Below are 14,758 nucleotides of genomic sequence, written 5' to 3' on the forward strand. Positions count from 1 at the left end.
GCATGTTCCTCAGCGCATGAACCGCTCGGCCACCGTGCCGGTCAGATGCGCCATGCGACCGCCTGCAATCGTTGCTTCGACCCGCCGCGTGTGCGGATCGACCACGATCAGGTCGGCCCGTTTGCCCGGTTCAAGCGAACCGCGATCGACAAGCCCCAGCAGACGCGCAGGTCCGGCGGACAGAAGCGACCACGCGGTGGCCAGATCGCACAACCCCAACTCCTCGAGCCGAAAGGCAGCACGGAGCGGCGACGGGTAGTGATAGTCGGACGCCAGCGCATCGCACAGCCCCTGCCCGATCAGATCCGCAGCGGCGATGTTGCCTGCATGGCTGGCTCCCCGCACGACATTGGGCGCGCCGAGAACGATATGCCCGCCATCATCGCGCGCCGCTTGCGCCGCCTCGAGGGTTTCGGGAAATTCGCTGACCGATGCGCCGCGCTGCGCCCAAACGGTGCGATCCTCGGTCGTGCTGTCATCGTGACTGCCCAGCACAACGCCCTTGGCTTTCAACCGTGCCGCCAACGCATCCAGCGCCGCAGGCACTTCAGAGGACCGCGCGTGCAGGTCTTGCATCAGGGCCAGATGAGCCTCGGGATTGCGGCCGCTTTTCAGCGCCTGTCCGGTCAATCGGGGCGGCTTGCGCCCTTCGGACAGCCGCTGGTGCGGGAGATGGTCATTGAAGACGACATAGCCGATGCCGTAGCGGTCGATGGCGGCTTCTGCTCGGGCGAAATCGTCCAGCAGATGCGTTTCAAGCCGCAGTTGCAGCTGGAGGTCCACCGCTACCGAGTTGCGCACCGCAGACACGCTGTCGAATACATGCTCGGCGAAATCGGGGCCGCGCATTCCGCCTTCCCAGGAAAAGAATTGTGCAAGCACGGCAGTCGTGATGCCATTTGCTGCAAGCTCTGACGCGGTGGCAACGACGCCATGTTCCGCCTCGCGCAGCGCACCACGGCGCGGGGCCATGTGCCTCTCGAAGCCGTCGCCATGTGGATCGACGATCCCAGGCAGGACGAGGTAGCCCGACAGATCGACCGCACGCCCGGCTTTTTCAGACACCAACAGGCCATCCGCGAGCCACACGGGCGCATCGCTCCACCCGTCAGGCCCAAGGGTTTTCGCGCCGACAAGCGTACATTCAAGGCTCATTAGACACCTTCGGACACCTTCCGAACATGCAGACCAGTTCCCTGGAATTGATCGCCTTGGTCCAGTCCAGTTCGGGATCAAACCGACCGGTGCGCAGGAAAAGATCGACCTGCGCGATGACTGACGGCGCCTGCAGGATAAAGGTATGGGACACGGGCATCGTCAGATGTGCGCGCATACCGGCAACCTTGGTCGACTCGACCGACACCTTGCCATCATCCGGCCCCGGAATGAGGTTCGAAAAGAACGGGTTGAGCGACCGGTTTCCGGCGATCACCCCCAGTTCGAAATCCACCGGCGGTAGCGATTTCGGCAGGTCGTTCGGCGACGTGCCCAGCTGTTGCCCAGCCGGTCCGTTCCACCACTCGAAGAGCTCCAGCCCCCCAAGTTGATCCACCAATTCGCTGCCCTGATTGGGCGGAGCCAGCATGACCACACGACCCAGATTCGCAGGGCGATGGTCCTTGAGCCAGAAGCGCAGGAGAAGACCCCCCATCGAATGGGTGACGAAGTGCACACGTTCGTCGCCGCAGTCGGCAACGGCTTCTGGCAGTGTCTCCTTGACCAAGGTCTGGATGCGGGCGGTGGTCGACGGATAGCCCGGGGCAGTGACCGTGTAGCCCTTGGCTTCGAGCACGGATTGCATCAACCCGAACGAGGTCTCGGTGCGAGCCAGACCGTGCAGCAACACGATACAATCCGCGCGTACGGGACTGGCAGCCGCAAGGGTGAGGACGGTTGCGATGGAGAGGACAAGGGTACGGAGCATGCCCGTCAGATACGCGTTGCGGCCGAGATGATAAAGAGCCTAGCGCCGCGACGTGACGGCCAGAAGCACACCTCCCAGAACCAGTAGTGCCGCCACGATCAGGCGGCTGGTCACGGTTTCCGACAACAGCACCGCGCCCCCGGCGATTGCAATGACCGGGACGGTCAGCTGGGTGATCGCCGCCGTGCTGCCCCGCAGATGCGGCAGAACGGTGTACCACATGGAATAGCCGATGCCCGAGGTCACGGCACCCGCAAGGATCGCCATGGACAGGCCGAACGGGCTTGCCGAGGACAGGTGAATGCCGTCAAAAAACACCACCGCCACAAGGGCTCCGGCAAGGGCCAAGCCCGCGGAGATGCAGAAATTTGCTGCCGTCGATCCCAGCGCATCCGATGTGCGGCGCCCGTTGAGCGAATATATCCCCCAAGCGATACCGGCAACCGCCATCAGGCTTGCATGCCACAGGCTGGGTGCAGCCGCGTGCCCCGGCCAAAGCAGCCAGACCAACCCTCCAAAGGCGACGCCTGCGCCTGCCCAGCGCCGTGCGGACGGCCGCTCGCCGCCGATCAGGGCACCGGCAAACATCGTGATCTGCACAAGGCCGAACAGGATCAATGCGCCCAATCCGGCATCAAGGCTTTGATAGGCCAGGGAGAACCCGAAAATATAGACAAAAAGAGACAACACGCCGACGGCCCGCCCGTCCCCACCCAGTGCAAGCCTGCGATCCCGCAAGAGCACGAGGCCCGCCAGCATCACCGCTCCGGCGCAGAGACGGACAACGCCAAAGGCGACCGGGTCGATATCGGCATGTGCGAGCGCCACACGGTTCAGAATCGAGTTCGAGGCGAACGCGATCAGGGTGAGGATGGTCAACACAAGGATATGCATGTGCGTGGCTACCGCGTCACGGTGACAGAGACCAGACACCATTTTCGCTTGAGGGAGCGCCCGTGTTTGGGGGCCCGGGCCCAAGATTCTTCGCATGAAGAATCTCTGGCACCGTTCAAGACCGAGCTGGGGACAATCCCCGAAAACAAACAAAGGCGCCCGAGGGCGCCTTTGCTCTAGATCTTGCAGCTTTCACCGCCAGACATCCCGAAGGACATCCGGTGATTACATCATGCCGCCCATGCCGCCCATGTCGGGCATGCCGCCGCCGCCGGAGCCTTCTTTCTGCGGCTTGTCGGCCACCATCGCTTCGGTGGTGATCAGCAGGCCTGCGATCGAGGACGCGTCTTCCAACGCGGTGCGGACAACCTTGGCCGGGTCGATCACACCGAACTTGAACATGTCGCCATATTCGTCGGTCTGCGCATTATAGCCGAACTTCAGATCATTGCTTTCGCGGATCTTGCCTGCAACGACGGAACCGTCGACGCCTGCGTTCTCGGCGATCTGGCGCAGCGGTGCTTCCAGTGCCTTGCGGACAATGGCGATACCGGCGTTCTGGTCGCTGTTGGCACCTTCAAGGCCGGCCAGTGTCTTGGCAGCCTGAACAAGTGCCACACCACCACCGACAACGATACCTTCCTGAACGGCCGCGCGTGTCGCGTTCAGAGCATCGTCAACGCGGTCCTTGCGCTCTTTGACTTCAGTTTCGGTCATGCCGCCAACGCGGATGACTGCAACGCCACCTGCGAGTTTCGCAACACGCTCCTGCAGCTTTTCACGATCGTAGTCAGAGGTGGTCTCTTCGATCTGGTTGCGGATCTGGGCCACGCGCGCTTCGATCTCGGACTTCTCACCTGCGCCATCGACGATGGTGGTTGTGTCCTTGTTGATCTGGATTTTCTTGGCCGAACCAAGCATGTCCATGGTCACGTTCTCGAGCTTCATGCCGAGGTCTTCGCTGATGACCTGACCGCCGGTCAGGATCGCGATGTCCTGCAGCATCGCCTTGCGACGATCGCCAAAGCCCGGTGCCTTGACCGCTGCGATCTTGAGACCGCCGCGCAGCTTGTTGACCACGAGGGTCGCCAGCGCTTCGCCTTCGACGTCTTCCGAGATGATCAGCAGCGGCTTCTGCGACTGGATCACCTGCTCGAGCAGCGGAACCATCGGCTGCAGCGAGGACAGTTTCTTTTCGTGCAGCAGGATCATGCAGTCATCAAGCTCTGCGGTCATCTTGTCTGCGTTGGTCACGAAATAGGGGCTCAGGTAGCCACGGTCGAACTGCATGCCTTCGACGACATCTGTCTCGGTCTCGAGGCCTTTGTTCTCTTCGACGGTGATGACACCTTCGTTGCCGACCTTCTGCATCGCGTCGGCGATCTGACGGCCAATCTCGGCTTCGCCATTGGCGGAAATCGTGCCGACCTGTGCCACTTCGGCACTGTCTTCGACCGGGCGGGACGCTGCCTTGATAGCCTCGACAACCTTGGACGTCGCGAGGTCGATGCCGCGCTTCAGGTCCATCGGGTTCATGCCCGCTGCGACCGACTTCATGCCTTCTTTCACGATGGCCTGCGCAAGCACGGTTGCGGTAGTCGTACCGTCACCGGCCTCGTCGTTGGTGCGGGAAGCGACTTCCTTCACCATCTGCGCGCCCATGTTCTCGAACTTGTCTTCCAGTTCGATCTCTTTCGCGACAGACACACCATCCTTGGTGATCCGCGGCGAACCGAACGACTTGTCCAGAACCACGTTGCGGCCCTTGGGGCCGAGTGTCACCTTCACCGCGTCGGCGAGGATGTTGACACCCTTGAGGATGCGATTACGGGCATCCGTGCTAAATTTTACGTCTTTTGCAGACATCTCGTAGTCTCCACTAATTAGTCAGAGTTTCTGGTTTGGAACCAAGACGGGCGTTCAGGCAGCTTTTGCGGCTGCGTCGTCCGTGATGATGCCGAGGATGTCAGACTCCTTCATAATGAGGAGTTCTTCGCCATTGACCGTCACTTCTGTGCCCGACCACTTGCCGAAGAGGACCTTGTCGCCGGCTGCAACAGCCATCTCGATCAGCTCGCCACTGTCCTTGCGCGCGCCATCGCCACACGCAACAACCACGCCTTCTGCCGGCTTTTCTTTGGCGCTATCTGGGATGATCAGGCCACCAGCAGTTTTTTCGTCACCTTCTGTGCGACGGACCAGCACGCGGTCATGAAGCGGTTTAAATGCCATCTTCGAGTCTCCTTGCTCAAAGTTTCCACTAAAAGCCCCTCGTTTCCGAAGGACTGTTGTCACTCTCCGTAGACGAGTGCTAACGGCGGATAACTAGGCATCGCGAAAGCGTGAGTCAACACGCTCAATTGTAAATTTTTCACGAAATCAGGGGGTCAATGGGGCTTGTATTCAGTAGCCCGGCGACCGTTCCGCCCAGCCCGCAAAGATCTTTTCCAGAGCGACCACGACGTAATAAAGCACGATCCCCATCAGGGCGAGCGCGATCAGGACCGCGAACATCAACGGGTAATCCGAATTCGTCTTGCCGGAATCGAACAGCGCCCCCAGCCCCCGCCCATGTGGCGACACGATTTCCATCAGGTTGGTGCCGATGAAAGCAAGCGTGACCGCGACCTTCAGCGCCCCGAAGAATTCGGGCAAGGTCTTGGGCAGCGCGATCTTCCAGAAGATCGTTGTCCGCGACGCGCCGAGCGAGCGCAGGATATCACGGTATTCCGGCTCGAGCGTGCTGAGCCCGATCGACACGGAAACGGCAATCGGGAAAAACGAGATCATGAAGGCGATGAGGATGGTGTTGAAGTTGTGGTCGCCCACGAAAAGCAGCGCCACGATGGGCACGACCGTGGCCTTTGGGATCGCGTTGAACCCCACCAGCAGCGGATAAAGCGCATCGCGCATCAGCCGCGAAAAGCCCATGATCATGCCAAGGAACACGCCAAAGGCAATCGCCAGCACCAACCCGACCACCGTGCGCCACAGGGTCTGCCAGCCCATCACGATGAACAGCTCCCAATACTGGGTATAGGCGGGCGGCAGGTCCGAAGGCGATGCCATCACGTAGTTCGGCCAGTCGTTGGCCCAGACAAGCAGCTCCCAAAGAATGCCGAACACCAGGATCGCGGCAACCGGGACAAGGATGTTGCGCAGGTTCATCGGCCGTCCTCGTGTTCGTCTGTGCGTCCCTGCGCGATCTGGATCTGGCGGCGCAGGATGTTCAGCGCCTCTGCGGACTCGGGCGTATACAGGTTTTCGATGTCGCGCTGACCCGTCAGGTGCACATCCATCACGTATTGCGTCTTTGCAGGTCGGCCCGACAGAACGACGACCTGATCCGCAAGGAAGATCGACTCCCGCAGGTCATGGGTGATCAACACGCCGGTAAACGGCTCCTCGGCCTTGACCTTGTGCATGGTCTGCCAAAGGTCTTCGCGGGTGAACGCGTCCAGCGCGCCAAACGGCTCGTCAAGGATCAGCACTTCGGGTTTGTGGACAATCGACCGGCACAGCGACGCGCGCTGGCGCATTCCGCCGGACAGCTCGCTGGGGCGCTTGTCCTCGAACCCTTCCAGACCGACCAGCGCAAGAAGCCTGCGCGCCCGGTCTTCCTTTTCGCGTTTCGACAACTTGGTCGGCACGATCTCGAGCGGCAGCATGACGTTTTGCAGGATGGTCCGCCATTCGAGCAGAACCGGGTTCTGGAAAGCCATGCCCACGGTCGATTTCGGCCCCTTGACCAACTCGCCATGCAGCCAGACCTCGCCGTGATCGGGCTTCATCAGCCCAGCGATCAGCCGCGTCAACGTTGACTTGCCGCAGCCCGATGGCCCGACGACCGCCGCGAAGCCTCCCTCGGGAACACTTAGTTCCAGCCCGTCCAGCACAGGCAAAGGCCCGGACTTGGTTTGGTAGGCGTGTCGCACGCCCTTGATTTCGATAAGATTGTCCGACACGCACACCGTCCGTATTCAAGGGCCGACCATGGTGATCACGACCGGCCCGTTGGGTGAGTTATTTCAACATACGCAGGCTTGCGTCGGGCAGGTAGGCGTCGGTGAAATAGAGGCTCACATCCGGTTCGTTCTGGAACTCGTAGGTCTGGGCGATCTGCTCCAGCGCCTTGGCCATGCGGGCGTCATCAATCCCGCCCATGCCGTTCGCAAGGGCAAAATCGGTGGCGACATTGGCCTCTATCGAAAGCTCCAGACGGCGCTTTTCAAGCTCTGCGTCCGCTGCCGGGTTCCGTTCGATCAGGCTGGCGATGGCCATGTCCGGATCGGCAATCGCGTCTTTCCAGCCAGCGGCAATCGCAGCAAGAAAGCCCGTGATCAGCTCGGGATTGTCGGCAGCGAAATTGGTGTTTGCAATGATCGCGTTGCCGTAAAGCTCCAACCCGTAATCCGCCATCAGGATGGTGGAAATGTCCTCCTCTGGCACACCAAGGCGAACAAGGTTCAGATAGGAGGAAAACGAAAACCCGGTGATGGCAGCCACATTGCCTTCGGCGAGCATCGGTTCACGGGTCGGGAAACCGACCGGTTCGACCGTGATGGCAGAGACATCCAGATCATTGGCAATGGCAAAGGCTGGGAACTGCGCCCATGCGCCATCGGGGGGCGGTGCGCCCAGCACGCGACCTTCGAGATCCTTGGGCACTTCGACGCCAAGCGACTTGCGACCGATGATGGCAAAGGGCGGCTTGTCATAGATCATCATGACGGCGGTCACAGGCGCGCCGGGGTTCTGATCGAGAAACTTGATCAGCGAGTTGATGTCGGCAAAGCCCACCGGAAATGCGCCCGTGGCGACTTTCGGGATCGCGTCGAGCGAGCCTTGCCCCGCCGAGATTTCAACAGACAGGCCGGCCTCTTCGAAATGGCCCTTGTCGATGGCCACGAAATACGGTGCCGCCGGTCCTTCGAATTTCCAGTCGAGCGCGAACGGAAAATCCGCTTGAGCAAAGGCAGCCCCTGTCAGGCCCAGTGTTGCGGCAACAGCCACGAGAGTCTTTTTCAGCATGTGAGTATCCTCATTTCGTCCGCGCCACGCTGCGTCACCACTGGCGTAAACGGAATGCCAACCGTGTTGTTTGCGCAGCTTCTGTGCAGCAGCGCAGCGCTATTGCTCTTTTTTGTCTCAGTTGCGCAACAAATAGGCAATAACGGGATCATTACCAAGCAGAAAATTTCTTTGCTCCTGTGTCACGAAATGCTGGGCAGCGCGTCGGCAACGTGGTTTTCTTTCTTCCATTCAACGACAAGATTTAAGGATGAACAGATGCGACGAGTGCTTGCGCTTTCCCTGACCGCTTTTGCCACGATGACCAGCGCGCAGGACCAGCCGAACACGGTTCTTGTGATGGATGGGTCCGGCTCCATGTGGGGTCAGGTGGATGGCGTGGCCAAGATCACCATTGCGCAAGATGTCGTGGGTAACCTTCTGTCCGATTTCCCGGCAGAACAAGGGCTTGGCCTGACGGTGTACGGCCACCGCGAACGCGGCGAATGCACCGACATCGAAACGGTCGTCGCCCCCGCGCCCGGCACCGCCGCGCAGATCGCAACCGCGGTGAACGCGATCAAGCCGCTGGGCAAGACCCCCATGACCGACGCCGTGATCGCTGCCGCGCAGGCGCTGCGTTATACCGAGGAAAAGGCAACGGTGATCCTTGTCAGTGACGGGGTCGAAACCTGCAATCCCGATCCCTGCGCCGCGGCACGGCTTCTCGAAGAGGCGGGCATTGATTTCACCGCCCATGTGATCGGCTTCGATATCGGATCGGATGCCGAGGCGCTGGCCCAGATGCAGTGCATCGCGGATGAAACCGGCGGGCAGTTCCTGACCGCTGATACTGCCGACCAGCTGACCGCCGCCCTGACGCAGGTCGCCGCAGCGCCCGAACCCGAGCCGGAACCCGTTTTGGTGCAAACCGCGCTTTCCGCAGTGATCGAAGGCAGCGACAATCTCGTGTCGGGCCCGGTTCTCTGGGAATTGACCAGCAACACTGAAACCGTGCTGAGCGATACCGAAGGCAATCCGCTCGATCTGCAATTGCCCGAGGGGTCCTACACCGCCATCGCCTACAGCTTGTCGCTCGAGACCGAGATGAGCCGGCAATTCGTGGCCATCGGAGAAACGGCAACCGTTCAGATCGCCTTTCCCGAACCCAAGGAAACGTCCCGCGTTCTTGCCCCGGCCGAGGCCGTTGCCGGCAGCACGATCCAGGTCGGCTGGGTCGGGCCGAACGAAAAGGACGACTATATTGGCATCGGTGCCGCAGATGCGGAAGGCGGGGCACAATGGCAGAACTGGACCCGCACCGCTGATGGCAACCCGGTTGACCTGCTGGTGCCGCCAACGCCCGGCCCGCACCTGATCCGCTATTTCAAGCGCGACGGGCGCGAACCGCTGGGTGAGGCCGAAATCATGGTCGCACCGGCCACAGGAACGCTGCAGACCGTGGCCGAAGCGCCTGCGGGATCCGAGATCCTGGTGGACTGGACAGGTCCGGACTACCAAGACGACTATATCGGCATCGGCAAGGTTGGTGCCGAAGGCGGCGCAACCTGGGAGAACTGGACCTACACCCGCACCGGATCGCCACTGAAACTGACCGTTCCGGCAGAACCCGGCGACTACACCATCACCTACTTCATGCGGCAGGACAGAACGCCCCTGACCACCATCGCCTTTACAGCCACCGACGTCACCGCCCAGATCATCGCCCCGAGCGAGGCCGAGGCCGGATCGACAATCGAGATTGGCTGGACCGGGCCGGATTACACCGATGACTATATCGGCATCGGGCGCGTCGACGCGGAAGGCGGCGCATCCTGGGAGAACTGGACCTACACCCGAGAGGGCAACCCACTCAAACTCGTCATGCCGACAGAGTCCGGCGACTACCTGATCACCTATTTCCAGCGTCAGGATCGTACGCCTCTGGTGTCGGTGCCCATCTCTCTGCGACCGGTTGAGGCAACGCTCGACGCACCGGCCGAGGCCCCGATGGGATCGACCATCGAAGTGGCCTGGACCGGGCCGGATTATCGCGAGGATTATATCGGGATCGGGCTGGCGGATGCGGAAGGCGGTGCCCAGTGGGAAAACTGGACCTACACGCGCGACGGTTCCCCGACCAAGCTGTTGGTGCCGGCGACACCCGGTGAGTACCTCATCCGGTATTTCGTCCGTCAGGACAGGAGTGCAATTGCGGAAATTCCGATCACGGTGACCCCTGTCACCGCCACGCTGACCGCGCCCGAAACGGCAGCCGCAGGATCGACCATCGAGATTGGATGGACCGGGCCAGACTACAAGGAGGATTACATCGGCGTTGGTCTTGTCGGTGCAAGCGGCGGCGCGCAGTGGCAAAGCTGGGCCTATACCCGCGACGGCAGCCCGGTGTCGATCACGCTTCCCGACACGCCGGGTGACTATGTGGTGCAGTATTTCATCCGTCAGGACCGGGACAGCATCGCATCCCGCCCGATCAAGGTCGAATAAAGCGGTCCTCTTTAGCCGAGGCTTTCGCCCCAATCCGCCAACCCCTGACGCCCTTGCGGCGTCAGGGCATAGACGCCTTTCTCGACCTTGCGGAACCAGCCGTAGTGATTGTCGCGCATCAGCGTTGTGGCATGCGGCACCCCTGTCGACTTGGCCACGATGGCACCTTTCTCGGCTCCGGTTTCGGCCAGATACATCGCACAGCGCAGCGCATCCTGCCGGTAGGCGGTGACGATCCCGTGCCGCGTTGCGCCGCCCGCGTTCGGGTCGCCCTCGAGCCTGTGAAACGTCCGCAACAGCGCATCGCGCTTGGCCTTGGTGCGGCGCGGAACGTAGGGGCCGGGGTCGCAGTGCACCTCGACGACACCATCCGCGCGGACCGTGAGGAACCCCAGACCAAGGCGACGGCACATGATCCTGTTTTCACGCAGGGCACGGCGCGCCATGCGGCCGGAGGGTTTGAGCACAGCAATATAGGCAAGGTCGGTCAGCCGAAGCCGCGTTACCGCCTGATGATACAGCGTCAGGTTGAGCCGCAGCTTGAGTTCGACCACGACAGGCTCCTCGTCACCACGCAGTGCCACCAGATCGACCGGGCCAACCTCGCCCTTCACGGTATAGCCCTGCGCCTCGAAAAAGGCCTTCACATGCGGATAGAGATCGGCTTCACGCTCCATCCGCCATAAATGCGTGACTGTCTTGCTGCTGACAAGCGCAACACCTAGCTTTGACAGGAACGAAGACGAAAGGATGCCTCGATGATCATACGTCTGCTGTCGCTGCTGTGCTGCCTTGGGTTGGGTCTGACACAGCCTGCCTTTGCCGCCTGTTCCGGCAACGATCTGCGCCAGACGCTTGGTCCTGAGGAGCAATCGCGTCTGGACGCCGAAATCAGGGACACGCCTTTTGCGCAAGGCAACCACTGGAAAGCGACGCGCGGAGCGGCGACGCTGCACCTGATCGGGACGATGCATCTGGCCGATCCGCGCCTCGATGGTCCGGTGAGCCGCCTGCGAGACACCATCGAAAACGCAGACCTGTTGCTGCTGGAAATGACCAGTGAAGACGAGCTTGCGCTGCAAGACCGGCTGATGACCGATCCCAGCCTGTTGCTGATGCAAGACACCACCCTGCCCGAGCTGCTGGACGAAGCGGACTGGGACCAGATGTCAGAGGCATTGAACGCCCGCGGTCTGCCGCCCTTCATGGCGGCGCGGTTTCAGCCGTGGTACGTGTCTGTTCTTCTGGCGATCCCGCCCTGTGCATCCGCAACCGATCTGTCCGAGGGCGGCATGGATGCCCGGATCGAAGAGATCGCGATCGCGGCCGATGTCCCGCGTGCGGCGCTGGAAGATGTCGAAACCATCTTTGCCGCCTTTGCCGATCAGCCGCGCGCGATGCAGATCGACATGATGCTGTCGGCACTGGTCGATCCGGCGATCAGCGAGGATCTCTTTGCGACTTTGCTCGCAAGCTATTTCGACGAGGCTGCTGCCGAAGGCTGGGCCATGTCGTCGATCCTTGCCGCACGCTACAGCCCCATCGCGGCGGAGGCGGCAGCCAATATCTTTGACACGATGGAACAGGAACTGCTGATCGACCGGAACCGCGCATGGATTCCGGTTCTGCTCGAGGCGACGCAGGCCCATGGCACGGTCATCGCCGCTTTCGGGGCAGCCCATCTGCCCGGTCAGGATGGCGTGCTTGCGCTGCTCGAAGCCGAAGGGTTCACGCTCGAGCGGCTACCCTTCTGACGCGACGCGCCCACGCACCTGGCTGTCATCCTTGAGCAAGAGCGCAAGCGCCGCCATCGTCATGCAGACGCCAACAAGGATCAGGACAGGCGGCAAGGGGCGGCCCAGCGCCATTTCCCAAAGGATCACCCAGCTTGGCGTCAGGTAGGTATAGGCCATGACCTTGGCCGACGGGATCCGCATGGTGGCATATTGCAGCAACAGAAACGTCAGCGCACTGGCGAACACCGCCGTATAGGCGATGGTCACCCAGACAACCGGAGGCAAGGCCGCCCAGTCCGTGTTCATCAGGGACGGAAAGCCGAAGATCAACAGCAACGCCGCCCCCGCCACCAGAACGCCAAAGGTAAAGACTGCAGGCCGTTCGCCCCGGTTCAGCTTGGGCACCAGCGGGGCATAGACCGCATGCGCGACACAGCCCACGAAATAGACCATTTCTCCGCGGCCGATCCCGAAGGCCAGAAGCGCCGACAGGTCCGCCCGGAAGATCACCCAAAGCGCCCCGATCCCTCCGATGGTCAGTGCAATTGCCATGCGGCCCGTCAGCACCTGCCGCAAGAGCATCCAGCCGAACCCGGCAGCAAGCAGGGGTGTGAGCGTGAACACGGCAGCCATAGACACCGGCGCCCCGGTTTTCAGGCCTTCGAACATCAGGACGAAATAGGCCACGAGAAAAAGCGCCAGCACAAGGTACCGCCACGGCGCGCGCAAGGCGGATCGGTCCATGCCGCCGGTCGAAAAAACAAGAACGGCCAGAATGACCGCTGCAATCACGAAGCGGACGGCGTTCAACGCCTCGGGCGCGATATGCGGCGCGGCCATCGACCCCAACGAAAACGATCCGGCCACCAAAGCCGAAAAGGCCAGCATCGCCAGATGGCCGCGACGTGCTTCGGTCATGTCAGGCATGGTCTGCGTCGAAGACTTTGACCGCTTCCTTGAGATGCGCCAGCAGGGCTTGCACTTTTGCCGTGCGGTGCAGATCCACATGGGTGACCAGCCAAAGCGGTGCTGTCCATTCCTCCTTGGGGGGCATCACTTCGACCAGGTCGGGATCAGCCGCTCCTTCGGCCACCGGCATGAACCCGATCCCCGCACCGCTGCGCACCGCACGGGTCATGCTGTAGGTGTCGGTCGTCCGGAACACCACGCGATCATAGGGCACCTTGCTGCGCAGCCAGACCTGGAACGGGGCACGGCTGTCGGGATTGTCATTGCCGACAAAGGCATGAGCCGCAAGATCGCTGTCATCCTTGGGCAGACCGTGTTTTTCGACATAGCTTTTCGATGCGTAAAGGCCGATTTTCAGCCGCGTGAGCGGTTGAACCACATTGTCGGGTTCATCGGGCACGGCCCCTGCCCGGATCGCCACATGCGCCTCGCCATATTCAAGCCGGAAGACGCGCGCATCGGTCAGGTACCGCACCACGACACCCGGATAGCCCTCCTTGAAGTCCGCAAGCACCGGAACCAGAAAATTCGACAACTCGACGATGGAGGTGACCATCAACTCACCGCTCACGTCAGCGCCACGCCCCCGGATCCGCCCGACCAATTGCTGCAACTGGTCCTCGGTGGTCTGGGCAACGCGGGCCAGATCCTCGCCGGATTCGGTCGGGGTATAGCCACGGGCATGGCGCTGGAACAGCTTGACGCCAAGCCGCCCCTCGAGCGCGTCGATATGGCGGATGACCGTGGCGTGGTGAACGCCCAGAACCTCGGCTGCTCCGCTCACGGTACCCTGCCGCGCGACCTGGTATGCCGTCCGAACTTCGTCCCAGTGCTCCATACTTGGCCTCTGTGCAAATGCTCACATGTGTTGCGCATTTCTTTCTATATCGTGCAAAAATACAAGCCCTATATGAGCGTCTTAAGACAAACACTTCTGTGATTGGAACCACTCATGACCCACACTGTTCTCCGCATTGACGCCTCCGCCCGCCGCGACGGCTCGGAAAGCCGCGCCCTGACACAACGCATTGTTGACCGGCTCGAACCCCAAAGCATCATCCAGCGCGATCTGGCGGTCGCGATCCCGACCATCGACGCCGATTGGCTGGCTGCGAATTGGACCAAGGAAGAGGAGCGTTCGGACAAACAGCGCGCCACACTGGCCTTGTCCGACAGCCTGATCGAGGAGATCAAGGCAGCCGACACGCTGGTCATCGGCACACCGATCTACAATTTCGGCATTCCGGCCAACCTCAAGGCCTGGATCGATCAGATTGCCCGCGCCGGGATCACGTTCCGCTACACCGAAGCCGGCCCCGAGGGCGTGATGACCGGCAAGCGCGCGATCATCGCCATCGCTTCGGGCGGCACGCAGGTCGGGTCCGATGTGGACTTTGCCAGCGGCTACCTGCGCCATGTGCTTGGCTTTATCGGCATCACCAATGTGCAAGTCGTGGCTGCCGATCAGTTGATGATCGACGCGGACGCCTCGCACGCCAAGGCGAACGCCGCTCTTGAGGACCTCGCAGCCTGAACGTTGCCAAGCAAACAGGCGCGCGGCTTGACTCTGCGCGCCAAATTGGCCTAAAGGCCGATCAACTCCGGGAAGCCTGACTTTCCGGTCCCTTGGACTCCGTCCGGGATCGCCCTCCACCAGCGTGTCACGCCCGTGGGGGCGCACGTGTTTTGCGGCACTCCTTTGGAGTGTCGTTTGGTA

General features: G+C 61.5%; 14 protein-coding genes. 3 read left to right on the forward strand and 11 right to left on the reverse strand.

Annotated elements, in window-relative coordinates; translation table 11 throughout:
- Positions 1-9: 9 nt before the first annotated feature.
- The 8 genes from IEV82_RS00825 to IEV82_RS00860 all read right to left on the reverse strand — a co-directional run bounded on the left by IEV82_RS00825 (position 10) and on the right by IEV82_RS00860 (position 7,849).
- A complete protein-coding gene (locus IEV82_RS00825; RefSeq protein WP_188480049.1) occupies positions 10-1,155 on the reverse strand; it encodes an alpha-D-ribose 1-methylphosphonate 5-triphosphate diphosphatase in 1,146 nt (381 codons plus the stop codon).
- Complete coding sequence (locus tag IEV82_RS00830; protein ID WP_188480050.1) at positions 1,145-1,924, reverse strand: esterase/lipase family protein; 780 nt, start codon at positions 1,922-1,924, stop codon at positions 1,145-1,147. The genes IEV82_RS00825 and IEV82_RS00830 overlap by 11 nt, the downstream gene beginning before the upstream one ends.
- 39 nt (positions 1,925-1,963) lie before the next feature.
- Positions 1,964-2,818: a DMT family transporter gene (locus IEV82_RS00835; protein ID WP_188480051.1), complete on the reverse strand. Its 855-nt coding sequence runs from the start codon at positions 2,816-2,818 to the stop codon at positions 1,964-1,966.
- A 225-nt stretch (positions 2,819-3,043) separates the two neighbouring features.
- The gene (gene groL, locus IEV82_RS00840; RefSeq protein WP_188480052.1) at positions 3,044-4,684 is read right to left on the reverse strand and encodes a chaperonin GroEL; all 1,641 of its coding nucleotides are present in this window, start codon (positions 4,682-4,684) and stop codon (positions 3,044-3,046) included.
- Between the two features lie 54 nt (positions 4,685-4,738).
- Positions 4,739-5,050: a co-chaperone GroES gene (locus IEV82_RS00845; RefSeq protein WP_188480053.1), complete on the reverse strand. Its 312-nt coding sequence runs from the start codon at positions 5,048-5,050 to the stop codon at positions 4,739-4,741.
- 171 nt (positions 5,051-5,221) lie between these two features.
- Positions 5,222-5,986: an ABC transporter permease gene (locus IEV82_RS00850; RefSeq protein WP_188480054.1), complete on the reverse strand. Its 765-nt coding sequence runs from the start codon at positions 5,984-5,986 to the stop codon at positions 5,222-5,224.
- A complete protein-coding gene (locus IEV82_RS00855) occupies positions 5,983-6,783 on the reverse strand; it encodes an ABC transporter ATP-binding protein (RefSeq protein WP_188480055.1) in 801 nt (266 codons plus the stop codon). The genes IEV82_RS00850 and IEV82_RS00855 overlap by 4 nt, the downstream gene beginning before the upstream one ends.
- Before the next feature lie 58 nt (positions 6,784-6,841).
- Entirely contained in the window at positions 6,842-7,849 is a 1,008-nt protein-coding gene (locus tag IEV82_RS00860; protein WP_188480056.1) for an ABC transporter substrate-binding protein, read from the reverse strand.
- A 258-nt stretch (positions 7,850-8,107) separates the two neighbouring features.
- On the opposite strand from IEV82_RS00860, the gene IEV82_RS00865 reads away from it, so the two are divergent.
- On the forward strand, positions 8,108-10,336 hold the full coding sequence (locus IEV82_RS00865; protein WP_188480057.1) for a vWA domain-containing protein: 2,229 nt from the start codon (positions 8,108-8,110) through the stop codon (positions 10,334-10,336).
- A gap of 11 nt (positions 10,337-10,347) precedes the next feature.
- Here the strand turns inward: IEV82_RS00865 and IEV82_RS00870 are convergent, their stop codons facing one another.
- The gene (locus IEV82_RS00870; RefSeq protein WP_188480058.1) at positions 10,348-11,013 is read right to left on the reverse strand and encodes a DUF2161 domain-containing phosphodiesterase; all 666 of its coding nucleotides are present in this window, start codon (positions 11,011-11,013) and stop codon (positions 10,348-10,350) included.
- Between the two features lie 81 nt (positions 11,014-11,094).
- On the opposite strand from IEV82_RS00870, the gene IEV82_RS00875 reads away from it, so the two are divergent.
- Positions 11,095-12,090 carry a TraB/GumN family protein gene (locus tag IEV82_RS00875; RefSeq protein WP_188480059.1) on the forward strand — a complete coding sequence of 332 codons (996 nt, stop codon included), beginning with the start codon at positions 11,095-11,097 and terminating at the stop codon, positions 12,088-12,090.
- On the opposite strand, the gene IEV82_RS00880 is transcribed toward IEV82_RS00875, so the two are convergent.
- Together IEV82_RS00880 and IEV82_RS00885 are read right to left on the reverse strand one after the other, a co-directional pair.
- A complete protein-coding gene (locus IEV82_RS00880; RefSeq protein ID WP_188480774.1) occupies positions 12,079-12,990 on the reverse strand; it encodes a DMT family transporter in 912 nt (303 codons plus the stop codon). The two genes, IEV82_RS00875 and IEV82_RS00880, sit on opposite strands and share 12 nt — an antisense overlap.
- Before the next feature lies 1 nt (position 12,991).
- Entirely contained in the window at positions 12,992-13,879 is an 888-nt protein-coding gene (locus tag IEV82_RS00885; RefSeq protein ID WP_188480060.1) for a LysR family transcriptional regulator, read from the reverse strand.
- 114 nt (positions 13,880-13,993) lie between these two features.
- Between IEV82_RS00885 and IEV82_RS00890 the strand changes: the two genes are divergently transcribed.
- Entirely contained in the window at positions 13,994-14,575 is a 582-nt protein-coding gene (locus IEV82_RS00890; RefSeq protein ID WP_188480061.1) for an FMN-dependent NADH-azoreductase, read from the forward strand.
- Positions 14,576-14,758: the final 183 nt, after the last annotated feature.

Source organism: Marivita lacus (genome assembly GCF_014637725.1).
Classification (GTDB): Bacteria; Pseudomonadota; Alphaproteobacteria; order Rhodobacterales; family Rhodobacteraceae; genus Marivita; species Marivita lacus.

Bases quoted from the DNA above. Each gene is read 5' to 3' on its own strand.
- IEV82_RS00875 (WP_188480059.1), top strand. From the start codon at position 11,095: ATGATCATACGTCTGCTGTCGCTGCTGTGCTGCCTTGGGTTGGGTCTG.
- IEV82_RS00835 (WP_188480051.1), bottom strand. From the start codon at position 2,818: ATGCATATCCTTGTGTTGACCATCCTCACCCTGATCGCGTTCGCCTCG.
- IEV82_RS00850 (WP_188480054.1), bottom strand. From the start codon at position 5,986: ATGAACCTGCGCAACATCCTTGTCCCGGTTGCCGCGATCCTGGTGTTC.
- IEV82_RS00860 (WP_188480056.1), bottom strand. From the start codon at position 7,849: ATGCTGAAAAAGACTCTCGTGGCTGTTGCCGCAACACTGGGCCTGACA.
- IEV82_RS00885 (WP_188480060.1), bottom strand. From the start codon at position 13,879: ATGGAGCACTGGGACGAAGTTCGGACGGCATACCAGGTCGCGCGGCAG.
- IEV82_RS00890 (WP_188480061.1), top strand. From the start codon at position 13,994: ATGACCCACACTGTTCTCCGCATTGACGCCTCCGCCCGCCGCGACGGC.
- IEV82_RS00830 (WP_188480050.1), bottom strand. From the start codon at position 1,924: ATGCTCCGTACCCTTGTCCTCTCCATCGCAACCGTCCTCACCCTTGCG.
- IEV82_RS00865 (WP_188480057.1), top strand. From the start codon at position 8,108: ATGCGACGAGTGCTTGCGCTTTCCCTGACCGCTTTTGCCACGATGACC.
- IEV82_RS00880 (WP_188480774.1), bottom strand. From the start codon at position 12,990: ATGACCGAAGCACGTCGCGGCCATCTGGCGATGCTGGCCTTTTCGGCT.
- IEV82_RS00845 (WP_188480053.1), bottom strand. From the start codon at position 5,050: ATGGCATTTAAACCGCTTCATGACCGCGTGCTGGTCCGTCGCACAGAA.
- IEV82_RS00825 (WP_188480049.1), bottom strand. From the start codon at position 1,155: ATGAGCCTTGAATGTACGCTTGTCGGCGCGAAAACCCTTGGGCCTGAC.
- groL (WP_188480052.1), bottom strand. From the start codon at position 4,684: ATGTCTGCAAAAGACGTAAAATTTAGCACGGATGCCCGTAATCGCATC.
- IEV82_RS00870 (WP_188480058.1), bottom strand. From the start codon at position 11,013: ATGGAGCGTGAAGCCGATCTCTATCCGCATGTGAAGGCCTTTTTCGAG.